Genomic DNA, 22,182 nt, shown 5'->3' with positions numbered 1-22,182 from the left:
TCGCGGGACCTTACGCGGCATGGATGCCGCGTAAGAGCCTACATGGATGTACTTGCGGCGTGTCCCGCGACGGTGGGCGGGCAAGGACCCTGCAGCCAAACCAAGATCACCATTGCCAGAAAAACCGCACTCACACACCCTGCCGACTCGCCAACTTGTCCAGACGATCCAGCAGACTCACCCAGAACGCGGCCGGCAACTCCGCCTTGAGCGGCACGCTGTACAACCACTCGTCGGCAAACGGCCTGCACTTCACTGCGTCCTTTTCGGTCATCAGCACCGGCAAGCGGCTGCCGAAACTGAAATCCGTAGCGCGATACACGTGATGATCGGGGAAGGCATGCGGCACCACGCCAATGCCGCGCGCGCGCAGCATCGCAAAGAAGCGTTCCGGATGCGCGATCCCGGCCACCGCGTGCACACGTTGCCCGGCAAGCATGCTCAAAGGCTGCACACGCTTGCCATCCATCGGTTGCACGCTGTCGATGCTCAGGCGCATCTGCCACTCGCCAAAACCGGCGTCTTCAGGTGTCTGCGGTGTCGCCGCAGCGCTGCCCTGCCCCAGATTGATCACACGGAAATCGCAATCGCGCGCACGCGCTGCAGGCTCGCGTAGCGGCCCGGCCGGCAGCAGGCGCCCATTGCCGTAGCGGCGTTGACCATCGACCACTTCGATTTCCACATCGCGCGCAAGCCGGTAGTGCTGCAGCCCATCGTCGCAGACGACGATGTCGCATCCGGCTTCGACGAGTGCGCGTGCCGCGGCCAGACGATCGCTATCCACACGCACGCGCGCGCCGGTTTTCCAGGCGATCAATACCGGCTCGTCACCGCCGAGTGCCACAGGCGTGTCCGCTTCGACCCAACGCGCCGTGCCCGATTCGTCACGGCCATAGCCACGACTGGCAACGCCCGGCGTCCAACCGGCTTCCTGCAACTTGGTCACCAAGGCGATCGTCAGCGGCGTCTTGCCGGTGCCGCCGGCAGTGACGTTACCCACCACGATCACCGGCACCGGCACGCCGTGGCGCTTGCGCCAGCCGCGGCGATACAGCGCGCGTCGCAGCGCGATGGCGGCACCGTAGACCGGCGCAAGCATGCGCGCCGATAGCGGAATCGGCGCATTGTCGTACCAATAGCCCGGCGTGCGGGCGCCGCGCTTGCTCATGCCTGCCGTTCGCGGAACTGCATGCCGTGCAGGTGCGAATACAGCCCGCCCTGCGCCAGCAATTCACTGTGCGTACCACGCTCGACGATGCGGCCCTGATCCATCACCAGTACCTGATCGGCATGTTCGATGGTGGACAGGCGGTGCGCGATCACCAGCGTGGTGCGGTCCGGCATCAGCTTGTGCAAGGCATCCTGCACCAGCCGCTCGGACTCGTTGTCCAGCGCAGCGGTGGCTTCGTCCAGAATCAGGATCGGCGCATCCTTGAGCATCGCGCGCGCGATCGCCAGGCGCTGGCGCTGCCCACCGGACAAGCGCCCGCCCTTGGTGCCCACGTGCGATTGCAAACCGTCCGGCAACTGCGCGACAAACTCCATCGCATTGGCACCCAGAATCGCGCGCTCCAACTGGCTCGCATCTGCGCTGCGCATTTCGCCATAGGCCACGTTGTCGGCGATGCTGCCGTCGAACAACATCACCTGTTGGCCGACCAGCGCGATCTGCCGACGCAGATCGGCCAGCGAGTACGCCTGCACCGGATGACCGTCGAGCAGGATCTGCCCGGCCTCGGCCTCGTAGAAGCGCGGAATCAGCTTGATCAGGCTGGATTTGCCGCTGCCCGAGCGCCCGACAATCGCCGTCACCGTGCCCGGTTGCGCAACAAAACTCACCCCCGCCAGCGCCGGATTCACCTGACCCGGATAGCGCGCGGTGACATCGCGGAATTCGATCAAGCCCTTCGCACGCTTGAGCGGGATGGCGCCTTGGTCCGGCTCGTCGGGGCTGTCGAGCACCGAGAACAAGCGCTCGGCCGACGCCAGGCCGCGCTGCACCATGTTCTGCACATTGGTGAGCTGCTTGAGGCCAGGAATGATTGTCAGCATCGAGGTCATCAGCACCACGAAATCGCCTGCGGTCAGACGCCCCGCCAGCGCCTGCGCACCGGCCACGAACAACAGCGCCGACAAACCGATCGCACCGATCATCTGCACCGTGGCAGTGGAAATGCCACGCGTGGATTCGACCTTCATCGCCAGACGCAGATTGCGGTCGGCCAGCGCGCCGTAGCGCTCCATTTCGGTCTGTTGTGCGCCGTAGATCTTGACCTCCTGATGGCTGGACAAGGTCTGATCGGCTGCCTGCAACAGATGCGCGCCGCTCTCCTGGATGCTGTGGCTGATGCGGCGATATCGCCGCGCCACCTTGTCCATCACCCACGCCAGCACCGGCGCCAGCACCAGGATGGTCAGCGTGACCTGCCAGCTATGCCACAGCATCAGTGCCAACGCACCGATCACCTGCAACGACTGCTGGATCATCACCTTGACCGCATCCACCGCCGCCTGCGCCACTTGATCCGAGTCCGAACCCAGGCGGATCAGCATCGACGGCACCGGCTCGGAATCGAACCGCGATCCCGGCAGGCGCAGATATTTGGACATCACCTTGACCCGCAGATCGCGCGCGATGCTGCGCGCGGATTTGCCCATCGCCATATCGGTGATGTAACCGGCAATGCCGCGCACCACAAACAACAGGATGATCTGCACCGGCAGCCAGCGACTGACCTCGGCGTTCTTGTAGATAAAGGTTTCGTCGGTGATCGGCTTCATCAACGCCAGAAAGCCGGTAGTGCCCGCCGCTTCGACCAGCGCGGCAATCAGCGCGGCGATCAGCAACAGACGGTACGGCTTGGCGAAGGCCAGCAGGCGACGGTACGTGCGCCAGGACGAGACTGGCGCCGGGCGGTCGTTGGAGATGTTCACTGGCGGGTTCCGTGCTTGCTTGTCGTGCCGGTAGTACCGGAAGTGCCGGTTTCGGGCGCAGTCGCAATCGCGATGCGCCGAAAGCCGAGTTGCCCCAGGGCATCCTGCGCGGTGACGACTGCCTGATATGGCGTACGCGCATCGGCGCGCATCAGTACCGTCAGCTCACGGTCATCGCCGGCGATCTGCGCGATGGTCTGCTTGAGCGAATCGACATCCGAACGCAGCACTTCCTGGTCATTGATGAAGTAACGCCCATCGGCGTTGACCAGCACGCTCAACGCGCGTGGCGGCGCACTGGTGTGTTGGTCGCTGGCAGTCGGCAGCTGCAATTGCAGCGTGGAGCGTGCGTCGAAAGTCGTGGTCACCACGAAGAAGATGATGAGGACAAGAATGACGTCAATCAATGGCACCAGGTCGATATGCGGCTCGTCCTGGCTTCGGTCACTGCCGATGCGCATCCGTCAGCCCTTTGCCATGACGGGCTTGGTACCCGCCGCAACCGGTGCCGCAGCGACCGGCATCGCACGTCCATCCATCATATCCAGCAACAACGTGGCTTCCTGCTCCATCTCGATGATGTAGCCGGCGATGCGGCCCTTGAAGAAGCGATGCGCCATCAATGCGGGCACCGCAATGATCATGCCGGTGGCCGTGCACACCAACGCCTTGCCGATGCCGCCAGCCAGTTGGTTCACATCGCCAACGCCGTGATCGAGGATGCCCATGAACATCTGGATCATGCCGACCACGGTCCCCAGCAGACCCAGCAACGGCCCGGCCGAGGCAATCGTGCCCAAGGCATTCAGATAGCGCTCCATGCGGTGCACCACATGTCGGCCGGTGTCTTCGATACGTTCGCGGATCAACTCGCGCGGGCGGCCACGCACGTCCAGCGCGGCGGCGAGCAAGGCGCCCAGCGGCGAATTGCGACGCAGCGACTCGATATGGCCGGGATCCAGCTTGCCACGCGCGGCCCAGTTGCGGACCTCTTCGCCCAGACCTGGCGGAGTCACCTCGTTGCGGCGCAGGCTCCACAGACGCTCCAGCACGATCGCCAGGGCGATCACGCCCAGCAACAGCAACGGCACCATCGGCCAACCGCCCGCCTTGACCAGCTCCAACACGATTCGATTCCTCCGGCAACGCGGCCGCCTATTCGCTGGCCGATAGGATAGCAGCCGACCGCCGCCGTTCTGCAGCATCCCACAGCCGCGGCTGCCAGCGCCGTCGCTCGCGGACCTGCAGGCCGTCGGCGCCCAGCCAGACCCGGATCGCGCCGACCTGCGCAGTGTCGAGCAGCTCGGCGCCACTGCCCTGCCAGCGTTGCACCACCTCCGCACGCGGGTGGCCGAAACGATTGCCGTGCCCGGAGGACACCAGCGCCAGCCGCGCGCCGGTCGCGGCGATGAACCCGGCATGCGAGCCGTCGGCGCTGCCATGGTGCGGAACGATCACCAGATCGGCGCGTAGCTCGGACAGATGCCCACGCATCAATCGACGTTCGACGATCTCGCCGATGTCGCCCGGCAGCAGTGCGCTTGCATACCGCGTCTCGACTCGCAGCACGCAGCTGGACTGATTGCGCAGATACGGAAAACCGGCACTCGGATGCAGGAAGCGAAAGCGAACGCCGTCCCATTCCCACTGTTGGCCGGCATGGCAGCGCGTGCTGACGTCCAGCGGTGCATCCGGCGGCGCAGCCGTCATGGCAACAGGCAATCCCGCACGCACTGCTTCATAGCCGCCGGCATGATCGGCATCGGCATGACTGAGCACGATGGCATCCAGGCGGCGCAGGCCGAGCGCACGCAATGCCGGCAGCACCACCCGCTCGCCGGCATCGAAGCCATCGCGCACTGCAGGGCCGGTATCGAACAACAGCGCATGCCGTTGTGTGCGCACCAGCACCGCCAGGCCCTGCCCCACGTCCAGCACTTGCACATCCGCCTCGCCGGCTGCAGGCAGTTCGCGGTCCGGCCATAGCAGTGGCAACCACAACAGCACGGCCAATGACTTGCCGGGCGTACCGTGCGGCAGCAACAGCCAGAACGCGCCGAGCAAGGCCAACACCAGCGCGATCGCATCGGATTCGGGCACCCACCACAACGCCACCGAGGTCTGCCCGAGCCAGACGAAGCCAGGCCAGGTCAGCTCGAAACACCAGCCGGCCAAGCGCCATGCCCACACGCCCGCGCCTGGATGGAGCGCTTCGAGCGCAGTGCCCAGCAAGGCGAGCGGCACCACCACGAAGGTCCACCATGGGATCGCTACAAGATTCGCCAATGGCCCGACCAACGACGCCTGTCCGAACAGGCTGACCGTCAGCGGCAGCAGGCCCACAGTGGCGACGGTCTGCGCCGACAAAAAGCCACGCAGGATGGCGCGATCGTCGGACGGCAGGCACCACACCAACCAGGCCACACCGGCGAAGCTGAGCCAGAAGCCGGCGACCAGGACGCTCAGCGGGTCCCACAGCACGACAGCCAACAAGGCGAGTGCAAGGATCTGCGCGGTCGTGGCACGGCGGCGCACCACCCGCGCCAGCGCGACCACGGCAATCATCAACACCGTGCGCACGGTGGGCAGCGCCAATCCTGCCAGCACCGCGTACGCAGCAGCGGCGAGTAATGCCGCGATGGCCGCGGCGTGGAGGCGTGGAAAGCGCGTTCCCAGACCGGGCCACACTCGCCAGAGTCCGGCAACCAGCATCGCGAAGGACGCGGCGACCAATCCGACATGGAATCCGGAGATTGCGATCAGGTGGCTGAGCCCAGTCGCACGCAGCGTCGCCCAGGCCGCATCGTCCAGCCCGCGTGTGTCGCCTAGCGCGAGTGCGCGCAGATAAGGCGCTGAAGGCCCGGGCACGTGCTCGGCAATCCGCTGCGACATGCGGTCGCGCCAGGCATCCACGCCGCGCGGTGGCGCGAGCTGCCGTGCGGCGGCAGGGACGCGCACGTAACCGGTCGCGGCAATGCGCTGCGCCAGTGCCTGACGTTCGGCATCGAACCCACCAGGATTGCGCAGGCCACGCGGCGCCCGCAGCTTGAGGCGCAATTGCCAACCTGCACCCGCGCGCAGTGCTGCGCGTGGACCGATGTGTTCGGCACCAAAGTCGTCGTACCAGGCCAACTGCAAGAGCTTGCCGCGCAGCGATGCTGGTTGTGTATGGTCGTCATCCACCCGCAGCTGAAAGCGCGTGCGCCGTTGCTCGGCCACCGGTAGCCCGACGATCTGGCCGCGCACATCCAGCTCGCGCGCTTCGTGTTGCGGGAGCAACTGCGCCTGCAAGGTGCTGGTGACTTGCCAGCCCATCAGACCGAAGCCGCACAGTGCCGTTGCCGTTGCCAGCAACAACAAGATCCGCTGCGGCCGCAGCCACAGGGTCAAGCCGATACCCAGCCCGCCTGCACACACAAAGATCGCGTAGACCGCACGCGGCAACACCGCAGGCGACCAGGCGCACGCCACCACGCCCAGCAGCAACGCCGCTGCAGCGGCGACCGCCGATCCTGCGCGCGTCGCCGACGACACTGGTGCTGACACATCCATGCTGCCGGTCGCCTCCGTCTGTGGTTCATCCACCGACTCAAGCTAGTTGATCGCACAGCTGGACCACAGCGGCGATCGGCGCATTGGCGGGTAGGAAGACGGCTGTGCAAGTGACACACGCATCACTCCGGCATGCATTCGCCTCGATTTCATGGCCGCAGCGCTATGTTCAACGCTGTCTTCGAGGAGCTCCCCCATGCGTAAAGGCATTGCATTGATTGTCGGCGTGACCGGCATTTCCGGTTACAACCTCGCCAACGTGTTGGTCGCTGATGGTTGGACTGTCTACGGCTTGGCGCGACGTCCGCTTGCCCAGGACGGCGTGATTCCGGTGGCAGCCGATCTGCTGGATGCCGAGAGCACCGCCAACGCGCTGCGCGGCCTGCCGATCACCCACGTGTTCTTCTGCACCTGGACACGTCGCGATACCGAGCGTGAGAACGTCGAAGCCAACGGCGCGATGATGCGGCATCTGTGCGAGGCGTTGAGCGATGCACCGCTGCAGCACATGGCACTGGTCACCGGCACCAAGCACTATCTGGGTGCGTTCGAGAACTACGGCAGCGGCAAGGCCGAAACCCCGTTTCGCGAAAGCGAGCCGCGCCAGCCTGGCGAGAATTTCTACTACACGCTGGAAGACCTGCTGTTCGCGAACGCCGAGCAGCATGGCTTCGGCTGGAGCGTGCATCGCTCGCACACCATGATCGGCATGGCCAATGGCAGCAATGCGATGAACATGGGCGTGACGCTGGCGGTGTACGCGTCGCTGTGCAAGCACACCGGCCAGCCGTTCGTGTTCCCCGGCTCGCAAGCGCAGTGGAACAGCCTCACCGACCTCACCGACGCCGGCCTGCTCGGCCGGCAGCTGGCCTGGGCCGGCTTGAGTCCAGCCGCACGCAATCAGGCCTTCAATACCGTCAACGGCGATGTGTTCCGCTGGCGCTGGATGTGGGGCCAGATTGCCGAATTCTTCGGGCTTGACGCACTTCCCTGCCCCGAAACGCCGGCACCGCTGGAAGCACGCTTGAGCGAGACCGCGCCCGCCGTGTGGGCAGAGATCGCCAAGCAGCATGGCTTGGTGGAAGCCGACGTCAACCGACTGGCATCGTGGTGGCATACCGATGCCGACCTGGGCCGCGAGATCGAGTGCGTCAACGATATGACCAAGAGCCGCGAGCTGGGCTTTCTGGATTTCTACGACAGCCGCGCCTCGTTCCTGGAGCTGTTCACACGACTGCGTGCGCAGCGCATCATTCCCTGATGCGCAAGGTCGCCGTCACATGCGTGGCGGCGACCGCGTGTTGTCAAGGCGACGGTTGACTCGATAGCGCTTGCGGGCACCACATCGTGAGCAAGCGTGTTGCTGCGCTAGCCGGCTAATGCATCGCGCCGATACATCGGCAACCGGAATCAGGATTTTCAAACTGAAATCCGGAGTTCAATACGACCCAGCCGCCGGAGATTCCGACGGTTGGGCGTGGCTTACACCGCAGACGGCGCCAACTCGCGCAGCTTGCCCTGATGCAGCTCCAGCACGCGATCCAGACGACGCGCCAGGCTGCGATCGTGCGTCACCAGGACCAGACTGGTGCGCTGGGCACGATTGAGTTCCAGCATCAGCTCGAACACGGTCTCCGCAGTCTTGTCGTCCAGATTGCCGGTGGGCTCGTCGCCAAGCACGCAGCCCGGCTTGTTCACCAGCGCACGTGCCACGGCAGCACGCTGGCGCTCGCCGCCGGACAACTCGCTGGGCTTGTGCTCGATGCGATGCCCCAGCCCGACCGATTCCAGCAACTGCAATGCCTGCGCCCTGGCCACGGACACCTCTTTGCCGGACAACAGCACCGGCATCATCACGTTTTCCAACGCGGTGAATTCCGGCAGCAGATGGTGGAACTGATACACGAAGCCCAGCGCCTGATTGCGCAGCTTGCCGCGCTCGCCATCGGACAACGCCGACATGCGACGTCCGGCCACATACACCTCGCCCGAGGTCGGAATATCCAGCCCGCCGAGCAGATGCAACAACGTGCTCTTGCCCGCGCCGGACGCCCCGACGATCGCCACCGTTTCGCCGGTCGCCACCGACAGGTCCAATCCATCGAACACCGGCGTGCGCATCTTGCCTTCGGCGTAGGTCTTGGCCAGACCCTCGGCGCGGATCACCGCCTCTGCTTGACCTGACGTTTGCACGGCCGATTCCCGGTTCTCATTCATAACGCAGCGCCTCCGCCGGCTGCGTGCGCGAGGCGCGCCATGCCGGATACAAGGTCGCCAGAAAACTCATCACCAACGCCACCACGGTGATCACCACCACGTCCTGGGTCTGCATATCGGTCGGCAGGCCGGTGATGTAATACACGTCCTCCGGCAACAGCTTGACGCTGAAAATCGTCTCGATCACACCGAGGATGCGCTCGAGATTGAGCGTCAGCACGATGCCGCCGATCACGCCCATGATCGTGCCCATGAAGCCGATCAGCGAGCCCTGCACCATGAACACCTGCATCACGCCCGCAGGCGACAGACCCAAGGTGCGCAGGATCGCGATATCGGCCTGTTTGTCGGTCACCAGCATCACCTGCGAAGACACCAGGTTGAACGCGCCCATCGCCACGATCAGCGACAGCAGGATGCCCATCACGGTCTTTTCCATCTTCAACGAGTGATAGAGATTGGCGTTTTCCTGGGTCCAGTCGCTGACCCGGTACGGACCATGCAACTTGATCGCAAGATCGCGCGCCACCGTCCAGGCCTGATCCATATCATGCAGCCGCAGCCGCACGCCGGTGACGCCATCCATGCGCAGTACGCGGGCCAGGTCCTGCATGTTGACCACCGCCAGACCGCGGTCGATCTCGTTGTAGCCCGCCTCGAAAATACCGCTGACGGTGAAGCGCTTGAGCCGCGGCATCGCGCCCAGCGGCGTGGCCTGGGTGTCGCTGAGCAACACGACGATGCTGTCGCCGACATCCACGCCCAGCCAGATTGCCAGCTCCTTGCCGATGACGATGTTGTAGGAGCCGGGGGTCAGACTATCCACCGAGCCCTGTTGCATCTTCTTGGCCAGCACCGAGACCTTGCCTTCTTCGGCAGGAATGATGCCGCGCACGATCGCCGGCTGCTTGCGCGGGCCTTGCAGCAACGATTCGGTTTCGATGTAAGGCGCGGCACCGGCGATACGCGGATCGGCGGTGGCGACCTCGACCGCGTGTTGCCAGTCGCGCATCGGCGCGCCGTCCGCACTGACCGTGGCATGCGCGGCCATCTGCAACAGGCGATCGCGGATTTCCTTCTGGAAACCGCTCATCACCGCCAGCGTGGTGATCAGCACCGTCACCCCCAGGGCAATGCCCAGGATCGATGCCATCGAGATAAACGAGATGAAGCCATTGCGCCGTTTGGCACGCAGATAGCGCAAGCCGATGGCAACCGGGATAGGTTTGAACATGCGGTTCAACCAGGAAAGGGACGCCATGGTGCCACTTGCAGCGGCCCGGACGAAATGGCGTGTGCCTGAGCGGCCAGACGCAGTTCACGTCGTTGCGCTGCCGGCAACGTATCCGGCCAGAAATGCAGGCGCTCGCGGCGTGCATCCAGACGCGTCCACGACACCACGGCGATCGGCCCGCGCCATGCGACCTGCAGGCCTTGCACCTGCGCGCCGTCAACGCTGGCGGGCGTTTCGCCCCAGGGCACGACCACTTGCCGCACTGGCGAACGCAACAGCATGCGTAACGATCGCCCACCGGCCAACAGCGCGTAGGCAGACAACACCGCTGCCAGCCACAGCGGCACCCCACTACGCCAGACCGCCCACAGCGCCAGCGCGCTCAACACACTGAGTGCGCAAACCAACCCGCGCGAGGGCCGCCATTCAAGCTGGCAAGGCGCGGATATCGGCAATGAGTGCGGCGTTGGCAGCATCGGGGCAGGCCTCGTATCCCATGAACCAGCGCCACAACTTATCGTCTTCGCAATCCAGCAGCTGTAGGAAAACCGCGCGCTCGGACTCGGACGCCTGCGCCCAGCGTTGATCCAGATAGCGCCCGAACAACTGATCGAGCTCGCGCATACCGCGCCGGCAGCGCCAGCGCAGTTTTTTCAGCAGGGTTTCTTCGTCCATCTCACTCTCCTCGCCTGACGCGGCGCCGAAAACGACAGCGGCACCAGACCAAGGGCCGGTGCCGCTGTGAACCACCTCCCCGCCAAGACAGGGCCTCATCGCCTTGCGATCAGGCGCGGCGCGCCATCATCAACTTCTTGATTTCGGCAATCGCCAGCGCCGGGTTCAGCCCCTTCGGACAGGTCCGCGCGCAGTTCATGATCGTGTGGCAGCGATACAGCTTGAACGGATCTTCCAGATCGTCCAGACGCGCGCCGGTGTCTTCATCGCGCGAATCGATGATCCAGCGATACGCCTGCAGCAGGATCGCCGGGCCCAGATAACGCTCGCCATTCCACCAATAGCTTGGGCAGCTGGTCGAGCAGCAGGCGCACAGGATGCACTCGTACAGGCCATCGAGCTTGCGGCGGTCTTCCGGCGACTGCAGGCGCTCGCGGTCCGGCGGCGGCGGCGTCTGGGTACGGATCCACGGCTTGATCGACGCGTACTGCGCGTAGAAATGCGTCAGATCCGGCACCAGATCCTTGATCACGCTCATGTGCGGCAGCGGATAGATCGGCACTTCGGCCTTGCCGCAGGCGGCAATCGCCTTGGTGCAGGCCAGCGTATTGGTGCCGTCGATGTTCATCGCGCACGAACCGCAGATGCCTTCGCGGCACGAACGACGGAACGCCAGCGTCGGGTCGATCTCGTTCTTGATCTTGATCAGCGCGTCCAACACCATCGGGCCGCACTTGTCGAGATCGATCTCATAGCTGTCGGTCCGCGGGTTGGCGTCGCCATCCGGATCCCAGCGGTAGACCTTGAAGGTGCGCGTGTTCTTGGCGCCCTGTGCAGGGTAATGCTTGCCCTTGCCGATCTTTGAATTCTTGGGGAGGGTGAACTCTGCCATAGCTGCTCTCGTTGGCTCAGGCGATGCGCGGTGCGAACGACAGCCGCACCGTGCGCATGAAGGTAAAGACGATGGATCCCGCCACCGAAGCGGCGGTGCAGCGACCGGCATATTGCCGGCCCTGCCCCTGCGTGATGAAACGCCCCGACCGCTGCAAGCGATTGCCGCTGCGCCAGGACAACCCGGCGACTGGCTTCAATGCAGCGAGGGCGCGTTGCATGCGCATCGATCAGTAGACGCGCGGCTTCGGCGGGACGACATCCACGTCCTGACTCAGCGTGTACATGTGCACCGGGCGATATTCGAACTCGCACTTGCCCTTGTCGTCGACGGTGACCAGCGTGTGCTTCTGCCAGTTGACGTCGTCGCGGTCCGGGAAGTCCTCGTGCGAATGCGCGCCACGGCTTTCCTTGCGCTGCTCGGCCGAATTGATCGTCGCCACCGCATTGAGCAGCAGGTTGTTCAACTCGTAGGTCTCGATCAGATCCGAGTTCCAGACCAGCGAGCGGTCGGACACCTTGACGTCTTCGAAGGTGGCGAAGATCTCGGCCATCTTGTCCACGCCTTCCTTCAGCGTCTTGCTGGTGCGGAACACCGCAGCATCGGACTGCATGGTGCGCTGCATGTTGTCGCGGATCACCGAGGTCGGCGTGGAGCCGTTGGCGTAGCGCAACTTGTCCAGCAGGCCGAGCGCCTTGTCGCAGGCATCCGATGGCAAGGTCTTGTGCGGCTGGTTGGGCTTGACCGTCTCGGCGCAGCGGTTTGCCACCGCACGGCCGAACACCACCAGATCCAGCAGCGAGTTGGAACCCAACCGGTTGGCACCGTGCACCGAAACGCAGGCGGCTTCGCCGATCGCGTACAGGCCAGGCACCACCGCATCCGGGTCGTCGCCCTGCTTGCGCACGACTTCGCCGTAGAAATTGGTCGGAATGCCACCCATGTTGTAGTGCACGGTCGGCAGCACCGGGATCGGCTGCTTGGTCACGTCCACACCGGCAAAGATGTGCGCGCTCTCGGCGATGCCGGGCAGCTTTTCGTTGATGACTTCCGGGCCGAGATGGGTCAGGTCGAGCAGGATGTGATCCTTGTGCTCGCCGACGCCGCGGCCTTCTCGGATCTCCACCGTCATCGAGCGCGAGACCACATCGCGCGATGCCAGATCCTTGTAATGCGGTGCGTAGCGCTCCATGAAGCGCTCGCCGTTGCTGTTGCGCAGAATGCCGCCTTCGCCGCGCACGCCCTCGGTGATCAGGCAGCCCGCACCGTAGATGCCGGTGGGATGGAACTGCACGAACTCCATGTCCTGCACCGGCAGGCCGGCACGCATCACCAAGCCGCCGCCGTCACCGGTACAGGTGTGGGCGGAGGTGGCGCTGAAGTAGGCACGGCCATAACCGCCGGTCGCCAGCACCACGCCGTGGGCGCGGAACAGATGCAGGGTGCCGTCGGCCATGTCCAGCGCAAGCACGCCGCGGCAGACGCCTTCTTCGTCGAAGATCAGGTCGAGCGCGAAGTACTCGATCATGAAACGCGCGTTATGCGCCAGCGACTGCTGATACAGCGTGTGCAACATGGCGTGACCGGTACGGTCGGCCGCCGCGCAGGTGCGCTGTGCGGACGGGCCTTCGCCGTACTTGGTGGTCATGCCGCCGAACGGGCGCTGATAGATCTTGCCTTCTTCGGTACGCGAGAACGGCACGCCGTAGTGTTCGAGTTCGATGATGGCCGGGATCGCCTCACGGCACATGTACTCGATCGCGTCCTGGTCGCCCAGCCAATCGGAGCCCTTGATGGTGTCGTAGAAGTGATAGCGCCAGTCGTCTTCGCCCATGTTGCCGAGCGCGGCGGAAATGCCACCCTGCGCCGCCACGGTATGCGAACGGGTCGGGAAGACCTTGGTCAGGCAGACCGTCTGCAGGCCCTTCTGGGCCAGGCCGAACGTGGCGCGCAGGCCGGCGCCGCCGGCGCCCACCACGACCATGTCGTACTTGTGTTCTGTGATCTTGTAAGCGGACATCGAATTATGGATTCCTGTTTGGTCGCGGACGACTCAGCTGATGCCCAGCGCAATACGCGCCACGGCAAACACGCTGACGATGGCGCCCAGCACGGCGACGAAGCGCACGATGGTCTGCGCAGCAAGCGCGAGCAGCGAGTTGTGCACGTAATCTTCCAGCACCACCTGCATGCCCAGCTGCGCATGCCAGAACGAGGCGATCAGGAAGCCGACCAACAGGATCGCGTTCCAGGGCTTGGCGACCGCAGCGCTGGCTGCAGCGTGATCGGCACCGATCAGGCTCAGTACGAAGATCAGGAACCAGATCGACAGCGGCACCAGGGCAGTGGCGGTCAGGCGCTGCACCACGAAGTGCTCGGTGCCGGTCTTGGCGGCACCCAGGCCACGCACATTCTTCAGCGGAGTACGGTAGCGGTTCATACGGCACCTCCGGCCAGCAGCACATAGGCCCAGATGGCAGCGGTGAGCACGAAGCTCAGGATCAGCGACCACCAGCCAAGACTGACGAACGAGCGCACTGCATAGCCCTGTCCGAAGTCCTGCATGATGTGGCGCAGTCCGCCAAACAGGTGGAACGCGAAGCACCAGGTCCAGCCGAACAGGAAGACCTGGCCGTACCAGGCGCCTGCGTGCTCGCGGAAACAATTCCAGTGGTCGGGGCCGAGCATCAATGTCAGCAAGGCTGCGGCAATCGCCAGAGCGCCGATGGACAGTACGATGCCGGTGGCTCGATTGAGAATCGAGGTCACCATCTGTATCTGCCAGCGGTACACCTGGAGATGCGGGGAAAGAGGACGTTCGCGGATCGCCATTCGCTGGGCTCGTTTTCTCGGCTGGGCGGCACTAGGCCGCTGTGGCTAAAAGCTGCTCAAAAATCGATGCAGCGTCCATTTTTTTCCCAGTCGCCGTAGCGCGTTGGCTCAGGGCCGTCGCGTCCACCAATCTCCTTGGGCAGTGGCTGCTTCTCGGGAACATGCTCCTGAGGAGAAGGCTGCGTCTCGGAATCCTGCGCTGGGGTGGGGGTTGGATGGCCTATCATAGTGGTCTCACAACGTTGCGATTTTAGTCCTCCCCTTCCATGGCTGACAACCTGAATCTTATTCCACAGGGTTTTGGCTCCCTGCACGACATGCAATACGTCCGCTTGATCGGGATGGATGCAGTGGCGTTCGCGCATGCGCAATTTGCCAACGACGTACAGGCGCTGGCGGTTGGGCAGTGGCAGTGGAATGCGTGGTTGACTGCGAAGGGGCGCGTGATTGCCATCTTCGCACTGTTGCGTGAGGACGACACACATCTATTGATGCTGTTGCCCGACGGCAACGCGGCCGAGATCGCCTCGCAACTGGGCCGTTTCGTGTTCCGGCGCAAGCTCAAGATCGTTGGTGCAGCGCTATCTGCCTACGGCGGATTCGAAGCAGCGCAACGCGCGCAGGGCGCACAGGCCGATATCGGAACGCAGCGTATCGAATTGGATATGGGCACGACCACCCTGCCCCGCACCTTGCTGTTGCACACCGACCAGGCATTGGCAGCGCCTATCGAATTGCCAGGCGTGGATGCGCAGTGGCGCCGCGCCGATCTGCAACTGGGATTGGTCCGCCTGCCCGATGCACAACGCGAGCAGTGGACACCGCAACAGCTGGCACTGGATCGCCTGCACGCCTTCAGCGTGAAAAAAGGCTGCTATCCCGGCCAGGAAATCGTTGCGCGCACGCACTTCCTGGGTAAGGCCAAACGCGCCTTGCAGCTATTGGAAGTCGATGGCGCCATCGAGGCGGGCGATGCGGTCACGCTAGATGGCACAGCCATCGGCACGCTGGTGAGTGTTGCCGGCACTCTTGCGCTGGCGGTGCTGCCGTTAGAGCTGACATTGGACGCCACCACCGCACTGCAAGCAGGCGCACACAGCGCACGCCCACTTGCCATGACACCCGGATTGGAGCGTTAAGCCCGATCCAGCCGCTCGCCGGTGGCCGGGTCGAAGAAGTGCAGCGCCTCGCTACGCAGCGCCAGGCGCAGTGGCTGACCGACCGCCGGCAAGGCCTGCGGCGCTACGCGGATGACCAGTGGCTGCCCGCCACGATCCAGGTTGAGGAAGATCTCGTTGCCGACCGGCTCGATGACTTCCACCTTCGCCTCGAAGCCCAGCAGCGCATCGCTCGACGGCTGCAGATGCTCCGGACGCACGCCGACGATCACCTCGCGACCGAACCAGCTGCGATCCACCTGCGCCGCACCCAGCGGCACACGCCAGCCGTCGGCCATGACCAGATGCAGCCCGTGCTGCTCGTCCAGCCGTCCCTGCAGCATGTTCATTGCCGGGCTACCGAGAAAGCCGGCCACAAACAGATTGGCCGGGCGGTCGTACAGCGCCATCGGGCTGTCGATCTGCTGGATCACGCCATCCTTGAGTACCACGATGCGCTGGCCGAGCGTCATCGCCTCGACCTGGTCGTGGGTGACGTAGATCATGGTGGTGCCGAGCTTGCGGTGCAGCTGCGCAATCTCGGTACGCACGCTGTGGCGCAGCTTGGCATCCAGGTTGGAGAGCGGCTCGTCGAGCAGGAACACCGACGATTCACGCACCATCGCCCTGCCCAGCGCCACACGCTGCCGCTGGCCGCCGGACATCGCCTTGGGCAGCTTGTCGAGCATCGGAGTCAGGCCGAGCAGTTCGGCGGCGTTGTTGACGCGTTCGGCGATGACCTGCTTGGGATGGCCGCGCAGCTTGAGTCCGAAAGACAGATTCTCGGCCACGGTCATATGCGGATACAGTGCATAGCTCTGGAACACCATGGCGATGTCGCGGTCTTTCGGTGCCACATCGTTGACCACGCGCTCGCCGATCTTCAGCGTGCCGGCACTGATGTCCTCGAGCCCGGCGATCATGCGCAGCAAGGTCGACTTGCCGCAGCCGGATGGCCCCACCAGCACCATCAGCTCGCCATCGGCGACTTCGAAGCTCGCACCCTGCACCGCGACCTGGCCGTTCTCGTAGACCTTGCGGACACCTTCCAACTGCACTTTCGCCATCTTCGGCCTCAACGTAAGTTGTGCGCCCTGCCCTCGGCCCTCCCGACGGCGGTGACGCCGCATGCGCCTGCAAGGAAATTTCCTGCAAACGAATGCATTGGTTTATTCTGACATGTAATCGTTTTCACATGGCAACATCGATCTCGGGAGGGACCATGCCGCCACCGACCCAAGCCGCTGCCTCAAGCGGTGCAGCCTACCTTGCAAGGCCCGCCATTCGGCCGCGCATGTGCAGGTCTACCGCCGCGGCGCTAACCGCTGACGGCCACTTGCTGCAACAATCGGGGATTGGGCGTACGCGTCCATCCCCCGCTGCGCGCACGCCAGTGTCGCTCAGGAACAGACATACCGACCGCCGGCTGTCCGGCGCCTTTCCGACCAGCTGCTGATCACGATGTCTCCAGAATCTGAAATTCGGTCCATGCACAACACCCTGATCCTGTTCGGCGCCACCGGCGATCTCGCCCAGCGCTATCTCTTCCCGTCCCTGCTGCGATTGTTCGTCGATGGCCTGCTGCCGGAGGATTTCCGTATCCGTGCGCTGGCGCTGTCGCCGCACGACACCGAGGCATTCCGCGAAGTCCTGAGCCCGCGCCTGGCCGCCGCGCTGCCGATCGCCACGCCCGAGCAGATCGAAACGCTGCTGCAGCGGGTCGACTATCGCTCGGTGGATCTGCGCGATGCCGAGTCGGTGGCCAATGCCGTACGCGAGCTGGCCAGCCGCCAGTGCGTGAGCTACCTGGCGATTCCGCCGGGCCTGTACATCAGCACCTGCCAGGGCCTGGCCCTGGGCGGTGCGCTGGCCGCGCCGCACCGGCTGATGCTGGAAAAGCCGATCGGCCACGACTCCGACAGCGCACGAGAGATCCTGCAGTCGATCGGCGCGCTGATCGACGAGGACCGCGTGTTCCGCCTCGATCATTACCTGGGCAAGGCGGCGGTGCAGAACCTGATCGCGCTGCGCTTCGGCAATACGTTGCTGGAAGCGGTGTGGAACCGCACCTACATCGAGTCGGTGCAGATCCTGGTGGCCGAAAGCGAAGGCGTGGACGGGCGCGATGCCTACTACGCGCGCTCCGGCGCGCTGCGCGACATGGTGCAGAGTCACATCCTGCAGTTGTTGTGCCTGGTGGCGATGGAGCCGCCGGCCTCGCTGGAAGCCGACCGCATCCGCGACGAGAAGGTCAAGGTGCTGCGCGCCCTGCGCCCGATGACCGTCGAGCATGCCGCCCACGACAGCGTGCGTGGCCGCTACACCGCCGGCAGCATCAACGGCCAGCCGGCGCAGGCCTATCACCCGCCGGAAGGCAGTGACGTGGAAACCTTCGTCGCGGTGACCGCGCATATCGACAACTGGCGCTGGGCCGGGGTGCCGTTCCACCTGTGCACCGGCAAGCGCCTGGCCGAGCGTTCCACCCGCATCGTGGTCACGCTCAAGCCGGTGACGCATTGGCTGTTCGAGCGCCCGGACCGGCAGAACGCGGTGCCCAACCGCCTGACCTTCCAGCTGCAGCCGCAGGAAAACATCGAGCTCGGCCTGATGAGCAGCCTGGCCGGCCCGGAATGGGGTGCGATCGAACTGCAGCCGCTGGAACTGGAACTGTCGGTGCCGACCGGCCTGCACCGCCGCATCGCCTACGAGCGCCTGTTCGTGGATGCCTTCAACGGCAACCCGGCGCTGTTCGTGCGCGACGACGAGGTCAAGGCGGCCTGGTCGTGGATCGACAGCGTCAGCGACGCGTGGAAAGACGCGCAGCTGCCGCTGCAGCCCTACCCGGCCGGCAGCTGGGGCCCCGATGCCGCGGCGCCCTTCCTGCCCCCGGCCACCGACGCACAGGGACACACCGCATGACCGCTCCTTCCAAGCCGGTGCTGGTTGCCGATATCGGCGGAACCAATGCGCGCTTCGCGCTGGCCGATGTCGACGCCTCGGTGCCGCTGCTGGATGACACCTCGCGCGAATTTGCGGTGGTCGATTTCGGCTCGCTCGGCGAAGCCGCGCGCTATTACCTCGACCAGATCGGCGTCCAAGCCACCCAGGGCGTGTTCGCCGTGGCCGGCCGCGTGGACGGCGACGAGGCGCGCATCACCAACCACCCGTGGGTGATCTCGCGCTCGCGCACCGCGGCGATGCTGGGCTTCAGCACCCTGCACCTGATCAACGACTTCGCCGCGCAGGCCATGGCGATCAGCCTGCTGCGCCCGCAGGACGTGGTGCAGGTCGGCGGCGCCAGCTGGCGGCCGGCTTCGATCGATCAACCGCGCAATTACGGTGTGATCGGCCCCGGCACCGGCCTGGGTGTCGGTGGTCTGATCGTACGCAACGGGCGCTGTTTTCCGCTGGAAACCGAAGGCGGCCATGTCAGCTTTCCGCCGGGTACGCCAGAGGAGATCCGCATCCTGGAGATCCTCTCCGAGCAGTTCGGCCGGGTCTCCAACGAGCGCCTGATCTGTGGCCCGGGGCTGGTCAACATCCATCGTGCGCTCAGCGAGATTGCCGGGGTCGACCCCGGCCCGCTGCAGCCCAAGGACATCACCGCGCGTGCGGCGGCGGGCGACCCGCGCTCGTCGCGCACCATCGACCTGTTCTGCGCCATCTTCGGTGCGATCGCCGGCGACATGGTGTTGATGCAGGGCGCCTGGGACGGCGTGTTCCTCACTGGCGGGCTGGTGCCCAAGGTGCTGGATTCGCTGCAGCATTCCGGCTTCCGCCAGCGCTTCGAACACAAGGGACGCTTCTCCGCGATCATGTCGCGGGTGCCGTCGCTGGCGGTCATGCATCCGCATGCCGGCCTGCTCGGTGCCGCCGCCTATGCGGTGGATGCGCAGCGTCAGCATCCAGGAGAGCAGCGATGAGCCTGCAGGACAATCCCCGCATCACCTTGGTGCGCTACGAAGACCCGGCCGAATGGACCGAGGCGGTGGCCAGCGAGATGGCCGATCTGCTGGAACAGGAGATTTCGCGCCGCGGTCAGGCGCGCATGCTGCTGTCCGGCGGCACCACGCCGGCGCCGGTGTACGAATCGCTGGCGCACCGTCCGCTGGACTGGTCGCGGGTGGAGGTGGGCCTGGTCGATGAGCGCTGGCTCTCCCCACAGGATCAGGACAGCAACGCCTGGCTGGTGAATCACAGCTTCCTGAGCCATGCGCCGGCAGCGACCTTCATCCCGCTGGTGCGCCCGGGCAAGCAGTTGCCCGAGTGCGTGCACACCGCGAACCTGCAGGCCACGCACGCCGAACCCGCCTGCCTGGCGGTGCTGGGCATGGGCGGCGACGGGCATACCGCCTCGCTGTTTCCCGGCGCCACCGATCTGCCCAAGGCGCTGGCCAGCCCGCAGCCGTACGCCTCACTAGATGCAACCGGCTGCCCAGGCTCCAATCAGTGGCCACTGCGCATCACGCTGACGCCGGCCGGGCTCGCTGCCATCCCGACCCGCCTGCTGTTGCTGCGCGGCAAGCAGAAGCTTGACGTGCTGCAGGCTGCATTGGCGGGTGACGACGTCAGCGAATATCCGATCCGGGTGGCGCTGCAGCAGCCTGGTCCGCGTTTGCGGGTGCATTGGTGTGCTTGAGTGCGAGTCGTTAATGCGAGTCCCTCGCAACAGCCCGCACATCCGTGTGCGGGGAATTAAAACAGCATTTTCTTCCCCCGTTTCTCATAGCCGGTAGCCAATGAGCCTGCATCCGAATATCCAAGCTGTCACCGACCGTATCCGCAAGCGCAGCGCGCCCTCGCGCGCGGCGTATCTGGCCGGTCTCGATGCCGCCCTGCGTGAGGGTCCGTTCCGTAGCCGTTTGAGCTGCGGCAATCTTGCGCACGGGTTTGCCGCGTCCGAGCCGACAGACAAGTCGCGCCTGCGCGGTGCGGCCACGCCCAACCTCGGCATCATCACCGCCTACAACGACATGCTGTCGGCGCATCAGCCGTTCGAGCATTACCCGCAGCTGATCCGCGAGACCGCGCGGGCGCTCGGTGCCACCGCGCAGGTCGCCGGCGGTGTGCCGGCGATGTGCGACGGCGTGACCCAGGGCCGCGCCGGCATGGAGTTGTCGCTGTTCTCGCGCGACAACATCGCCCAGGCCGCGGCGATCGGCCTCAGCCACGACATGTTCGACAGCGTGGTGTATCTGGGCGTGTGCGACAAGATCGTGCCGGGCCTACTGATCGGCGCGCTGGCGTTCGGGCATCTGCCGGCGCTGTTCATGCCGGCCGGCCCGATGACGCCGGGCATTCCGAACAAGCAGAAGGCCGAAGTGCGCGAGCGCTATGCGGCCGGCGAAGCCACTCGCGCCGAACTGCTGGAGGCCGAGTCCTCGTCTTACCACTCGCCCGGCACCTGCACCTTCTACGGCACCGCCAACTCCAACCAGGTGTTGCTCGAAGCGATGGGCGTGCAGTTGCCCGGCGCCTCGTTCGTCAACCCGGAACTGCCGTTGCGCGATGCGCTGACGCGTGAGGGGACCGCACGTGCGCTGGCGATTTCCGGATTGGGCCAGGACTTCCGCCCGTTCGGTCGTTTGATCGACGAGCGCGCCATCGTCAACGCCGTGGTCGCCTTGATGGCTACCGGCGGTTCGACCAATCACACCATCCACTGGATTGCGGTGGCGCGTGCGGCCGGCATCGTGCTGACCTGGGACGACATGGATCTGATCTCGCAGACCGTGCCGTTGCTGACCCGCATCTACCCGAACGGCGAAGCCGACGTAAACCGCTTCCAGGCCGCGGGCGGCACCGCGTTTGTGTTCCGCGAGCTGATGGACGCCGGCATGATGCACGACGACATCCCCACCGTGGTCGAAGGCGGCATGCGTGCCTACGCCAACGAGCCGCGACTGCAGGACGGCAAGGTCGTGTACGTGCCCGGCACTGCGACCACCGCTGACGACAGCGTGGCGCGTCCGGTCAGCGCCGCATTCGAATCGCAAGGCGGGCTGCGTCTGTTACGCGGCAATCTCGGCCGCTCACTGATCAAGCTGTCGGCGGTCAAGCCGCAGCACCGCACCATCGAGGCGCCGGCGGTAGTGATCGATACCCCGCAGGTGCTCAACAAACTGCATGCCGCCGGCGTGCTGCCGCACGATTTCGTGGTGGTGCTGCGTTACCAGGGCCCGCGTGCCAACGGCATGCCGGAACTGCATTCGATGGCGCCGTTGCTGGGCCTGTTGCAGAACCAGGGCCGACGCGTGGCCTTGGTCACCGACGGCCGTCTGTCCGGTGCCTCGGGCAAGTTCCCGGCGGCGATCCACATGACGCCAGAGGCCGCACGCGGCGGTCCGATCGGGCGTGTGCGCGAAGGCGACATCGTGCGCCTGGACGGCGAAGCCGGCACGCTGGAAGTGCTGGTCTCGGCCGAAGAGTGGGCATCGCGCGAGGTCGCACCCAACACCTCGGTGGCGGGCAACGATCTGGGGCGCAACCTGTTCGCCATCAACCGTCAGGTGGTTGGCCCGGCCGACCAGGGCGCCATCTCGATTTCCTGCGGCCCGACCCGTCCGGACGGCGCGCTGTGGAGCTACGACGCCGAGTACGAACTCGGTGCCGATGCCGCCGCTGCGGCGGCACCGCACGAGTCCAAGGACGCCTGATCCCCTTCCCTCTCAGCGACCGCCTGGCGGTCG

At 65.2% G+C, this 22,182-nt stretch carries 21 protein-coding genes and 1 pseudogene; 6 read left to right on the top strand and 16 right to left on the bottom strand.

Features of this window, described 5'->3' with window-relative positions:
- Positions 1–130: 130 nt before the first annotated feature.
- The 5 genes and pseudogenes from lpxK to ABS769_RS01850 all read right to left on the bottom strand — a co-directional run.
- The gene (gene lpxK / locus ABS769_RS01870) at positions 131–1,168 is read right to left on the bottom strand and encodes a tetraacyldisaccharide 4'-kinase (protein ID WP_317061982.1); all 1,038 of its coding nucleotides are present in this window, start codon (positions 1,166–1,168) and stop codon (positions 131–133) included.
- Positions 1,165–2,934 (bottom strand): lipid A export permease/ATP-binding protein MsbA, encoded by a 1,770-nt coding sequence (gene msbA / locus ABS769_RS01865; RefSeq protein WP_115040086.1) that lies wholly within the window; start codon positions 2,932–2,934, stop codon positions 1,165–1,167. The genes lpxK and msbA overlap by 4 nt, the downstream gene beginning before the upstream one ends.
- Positions 2,931–3,395 carry an ExbD/TolR family protein gene (locus tag ABS769_RS01860; RefSeq protein ID WP_317061983.1) on the bottom strand — a complete coding sequence of 155 codons (465 nt, stop codon included), beginning with the start codon at positions 3,393–3,395 and terminating at the stop codon, positions 2,931–2,933. The genes msbA and ABS769_RS01860 overlap by 4 nt, the downstream gene beginning before the upstream one ends.
- 3 nt (positions 3,396–3,398) lie before the next feature.
- On the bottom strand, positions 3,399–4,061 hold the full coding sequence (locus tag ABS769_RS01855; protein ID WP_317061984.1) for a MotA/TolQ/ExbB proton channel family protein: 663 nt from the start codon (positions 4,059–4,061) through the stop codon (positions 3,399–3,401).
- Positions 3,955–6,486 (bottom strand): annotated as a pseudogene (locus ABS769_RS01850) (DNA internalization-related competence protein ComEC/Rec2); the annotation flags it as partial. The gene ABS769_RS01855 and the pseudogene ABS769_RS01850, both read right to left, overlap by 107 nt.
- 196 nt (positions 6,487–6,682) lie before the next feature.
- On the opposite strand from ABS769_RS01850, the gene ABS769_RS01845 reads away from it, so the two are divergent.
- Positions 6,683–7,747: an SDR family oxidoreductase gene (locus tag ABS769_RS01845; protein WP_317061985.1), complete on the top strand. Its 1,065-nt coding sequence runs from the start codon at positions 6,683–6,685 to the stop codon at positions 7,745–7,747.
- A 221-nt stretch (positions 7,748–7,968) separates the two neighbouring features.
- Here ABS769_RS01845 and lolD read toward each other — a convergent pair whose 3' ends face one another.
- The 10 genes from lolD to ABS769_RS01795 all read right to left on the bottom strand — a co-directional run bounded on the left by lolD (position 7,969) and on the right by ABS769_RS01795 (position 14,563).
- Positions 7,969–8,703, bottom strand: coding sequence for a lipoprotein-releasing ABC transporter ATP-binding protein LolD (lolD, locus tag ABS769_RS01840; protein ID WP_074057442.1), 735 nt, complete (start codon positions 8,701–8,703; stop codon positions 7,969–7,971).
- Positions 8,696–9,937, bottom strand: a complete 1,242-nt coding sequence (locus ABS769_RS01835) for a lipoprotein-releasing ABC transporter permease subunit (protein ID WP_115040090.1) — start codon at positions 9,935–9,937, stop codon at positions 8,696–8,698. Before ABS769_RS01835 ends, lolD begins: the two co-directional genes overlap by 8 nt.
- A gap of 5 nt (positions 9,938–9,942) precedes the next feature.
- On the bottom strand, positions 9,943–10,413 hold the full coding sequence (locus ABS769_RS01830; RefSeq protein WP_317061986.1) for a hypothetical protein: 471 nt from the start codon (positions 10,411–10,413) through the stop codon (positions 9,943–9,945).
- The gene (locus ABS769_RS01825; protein ID WP_115040092.1) at positions 10,364–10,612 is read right to left on the bottom strand and encodes a succinate dehydrogenase assembly factor 2; all 249 of its coding nucleotides are present in this window, start codon (positions 10,610–10,612) and stop codon (positions 10,364–10,366) included. Before ABS769_RS01825 ends, ABS769_RS01830 begins: the two co-directional genes overlap by 50 nt.
- Positions 10,613–10,721: 109 nt before the next feature.
- Entirely contained in the window at positions 10,722–11,504 is a 783-nt protein-coding gene (locus ABS769_RS01820) for a succinate dehydrogenase iron-sulfur subunit (RefSeq protein WP_102256613.1), read from the bottom strand.
- 16 nt (positions 11,505–11,520) lie between these two features.
- Positions 11,521–11,724 carry a hypothetical protein gene (locus ABS769_RS01815; protein ID WP_430544162.1) on the bottom strand — a complete coding sequence of 68 codons (204 nt, stop codon included), beginning with the start codon at positions 11,722–11,724 and terminating at the stop codon, positions 11,521–11,523.
- A 9-nt stretch (positions 11,725–11,733) separates the two neighbouring features.
- A complete protein-coding gene (gene sdhA, locus ABS769_RS01810) occupies positions 11,734–13,524 on the bottom strand; it encodes a succinate dehydrogenase flavoprotein subunit (RefSeq protein WP_023904093.1) in 1,791 nt (596 codons plus the stop codon).
- Between the two features lie 33 nt (positions 13,525–13,557).
- A complete protein-coding gene (gene sdhD, locus ABS769_RS01805; protein ID WP_016902592.1) occupies positions 13,558–13,944 on the bottom strand; it encodes a succinate dehydrogenase, hydrophobic membrane anchor protein in 387 nt (128 codons plus the stop codon).
- Positions 13,941–14,336 (bottom strand): succinate dehydrogenase, cytochrome b556 subunit, encoded by a 396-nt coding sequence (sdhC, locus tag ABS769_RS01800; RefSeq protein WP_317061988.1) that lies wholly within the window; start codon positions 14,334–14,336, stop codon positions 13,941–13,943. The genes sdhD and sdhC overlap by 4 nt, the downstream gene beginning before the upstream one ends.
- A 56-nt stretch (positions 14,337–14,392) precedes the next feature.
- Positions 14,393–14,563, bottom strand: a complete 171-nt coding sequence (locus ABS769_RS01795) for a DUF1674 domain-containing protein (protein ID WP_225970104.1) — start codon at positions 14,561–14,563, stop codon at positions 14,393–14,395.
- A gap of 39 nt (positions 14,564–14,602) precedes the next feature.
- On the opposite strand from ABS769_RS01795, the gene ABS769_RS01790 reads away from it, so the two are divergent.
- On the top strand, positions 14,603–15,475 hold the full coding sequence (locus ABS769_RS01790) for a YgfZ/GcvT domain-containing protein (RefSeq protein ID WP_317061990.1): 873 nt from the start codon (positions 14,603–14,605) through the stop codon (positions 15,473–15,475).
- On the opposite strand, the gene ABS769_RS01785 is transcribed toward ABS769_RS01790, so the two are convergent.
- Positions 15,472–16,560 (bottom strand): ABC transporter ATP-binding protein, encoded by a 1,089-nt coding sequence (locus ABS769_RS01785; protein WP_317061992.1) that lies wholly within the window; start codon positions 16,558–16,560, stop codon positions 15,472–15,474. The genes ABS769_RS01790 and ABS769_RS01785 overlap by 4 nt on opposite strands.
- 421 nt (positions 16,561–16,981) lie before the next feature.
- On the opposite strand from ABS769_RS01785, the gene zwf reads away from it, so the two are divergent.
- The 4 genes from zwf (at position 16,982) to edd (ending at position 22,149) form a co-directional block, all read left to right on the top strand.
- Positions 16,982–18,412, top strand: a complete 1,431-nt coding sequence (gene zwf / locus ABS769_RS01780) for a glucose-6-phosphate dehydrogenase (protein WP_317061993.1) — start codon at positions 16,982–16,984, stop codon at positions 18,410–18,412.
- Positions 18,409–19,416, top strand: coding sequence for a glucokinase (gene glk / locus ABS769_RS01775; protein WP_006449612.1), 1,008 nt, complete (start codon positions 18,409–18,411; stop codon positions 19,414–19,416). Before zwf ends, glk begins: the two co-directional genes overlap by 4 nt.
- A complete protein-coding gene (gene pgl / locus ABS769_RS01770) occupies positions 19,413–20,132 on the top strand; it encodes a 6-phosphogluconolactonase (protein WP_317061994.1) in 720 nt (239 codons plus the stop codon). Before glk ends, pgl begins: the two co-directional genes overlap by 4 nt.
- Before the next feature lie 100 nt (positions 20,133–20,232).
- Positions 20,233–22,149: a phosphogluconate dehydratase gene (edd, locus tag ABS769_RS01765; protein ID WP_317061995.1), complete on the top strand. Its 1,917-nt coding sequence runs from the start codon at positions 20,233–20,235 to the stop codon at positions 22,147–22,149.
- Positions 22,150–22,182 lie beyond the last annotated feature (33 nt).

The sequence above is a fragment of the Xanthomonas hortorum genome, from assembly GCF_040279205.1.
Taxonomy (GTDB): Bacteria; Pseudomonadota; Gammaproteobacteria; order Xanthomonadales; family Xanthomonadaceae; genus Xanthomonas; species Xanthomonas hortorum_F.
This window is presented reverse-complemented; position numbering and strand designations above follow the sequence as displayed.

Coding starts and splice junctions, on each gene's coding strand:
- ABS769_RS01835 (WP_115040090.1), bottom strand. CDS start 9,937: ATGTTCAAACCTATCCCGGTTGCCATCGGCTTGCGCTATCTGCGTGCC.
- ABS769_RS01790 (WP_317061990.1), top strand. CDS start 14,603: ATGGCTGACAACCTGAATCTTATTCCACAGGGTTTTGGCTCCCTGCAC.
- ABS769_RS01820 (WP_102256613.1), bottom strand. CDS start 11,504: ATGGCAGAGTTCACCCTCCCCAAGAATTCAAAGATCGGCAAGGGCAAG.
- ABS769_RS01785 (WP_317061992.1), bottom strand. CDS start 16,560: ATGGCGAAAGTGCAGTTGGAAGGTGTCCGCAAGGTCTACGAGAACGGC.
- sdhD (WP_016902592.1), bottom strand. CDS start 13,944: ATGAACCGCTACCGTACTCCGCTGAAGAATGTGCGTGGCCTGGGTGCC.
- ABS769_RS01795 (WP_225970104.1), bottom strand. CDS start 14,563: ATGATAGGCCATCCAACCCCCACCCCAGCGCAGGATTCCGAGACGCAG.
- zwf (WP_317061993.1), top strand. CDS start 16,982: ATGCACAACACCCTGATCCTGTTCGGCGCCACCGGCGATCTCGCCCAG.
- ABS769_RS01825 (WP_115040092.1), bottom strand. CDS start 10,612: ATGGACGAAGAAACCCTGCTGAAAAAACTGCGCTGGCGCTGCCGGCGC.
- lpxK (WP_317061982.1), bottom strand. CDS start 1,168: ATGAGCAAGCGCGGCGCCCGCACGCCGGGCTATTGGTACGACAATGCG.
- ABS769_RS01815 (WP_430544162.1), bottom strand. CDS start 11,724: ATGCAACGCGCCCTCGCTGCATTGAAGCCAGTCGCCGGGTTGTCCTGG.
- glk (WP_006449612.1), top strand. CDS start 18,409: ATGACCGCTCCTTCCAAGCCGGTGCTGGTTGCCGATATCGGCGGAACC.
- ABS769_RS01860 (WP_317061983.1), bottom strand. CDS start 3,395: ATGCGCATCGGCAGTGACCGAAGCCAGGACGAGCCGCATATCGACCTG.
- edd (WP_317061995.1), top strand. CDS start 20,233: ATGAGCCTGCATCCGAATATCCAAGCTGTCACCGACCGTATCCGCAAG.
- pgl (WP_317061994.1), top strand. CDS start 19,413: ATGAGCCTGCAGGACAATCCCCGCATCACCTTGGTGCGCTACGAAGAC.
- lolD (WP_074057442.1), bottom strand. CDS start 8,703: ATGAATGAGAACCGGGAATCGGCCGTGCAAACGTCAGGTCAAGCAGAG.
- sdhA (WP_023904093.1), bottom strand. CDS start 13,524: ATGTCCGCTTACAAGATCACAGAACACAAGTACGACATGGTCGTGGTG.
- ABS769_RS01845 (WP_317061985.1), top strand. CDS start 6,683: ATGCGTAAAGGCATTGCATTGATTGTCGGCGTGACCGGCATTTCCGGT.
- ABS769_RS01830 (WP_317061986.1), bottom strand. CDS start 10,413: ATGCTGCCAACGCCGCACTCATTGCCGATATCCGCGCCTTGCCAGCTT.
- sdhC (WP_317061988.1), bottom strand. CDS start 14,336: ATGGCGATCCGCGAACGTCCTCTTTCCCCGCATCTCCAGGTGTACCGC.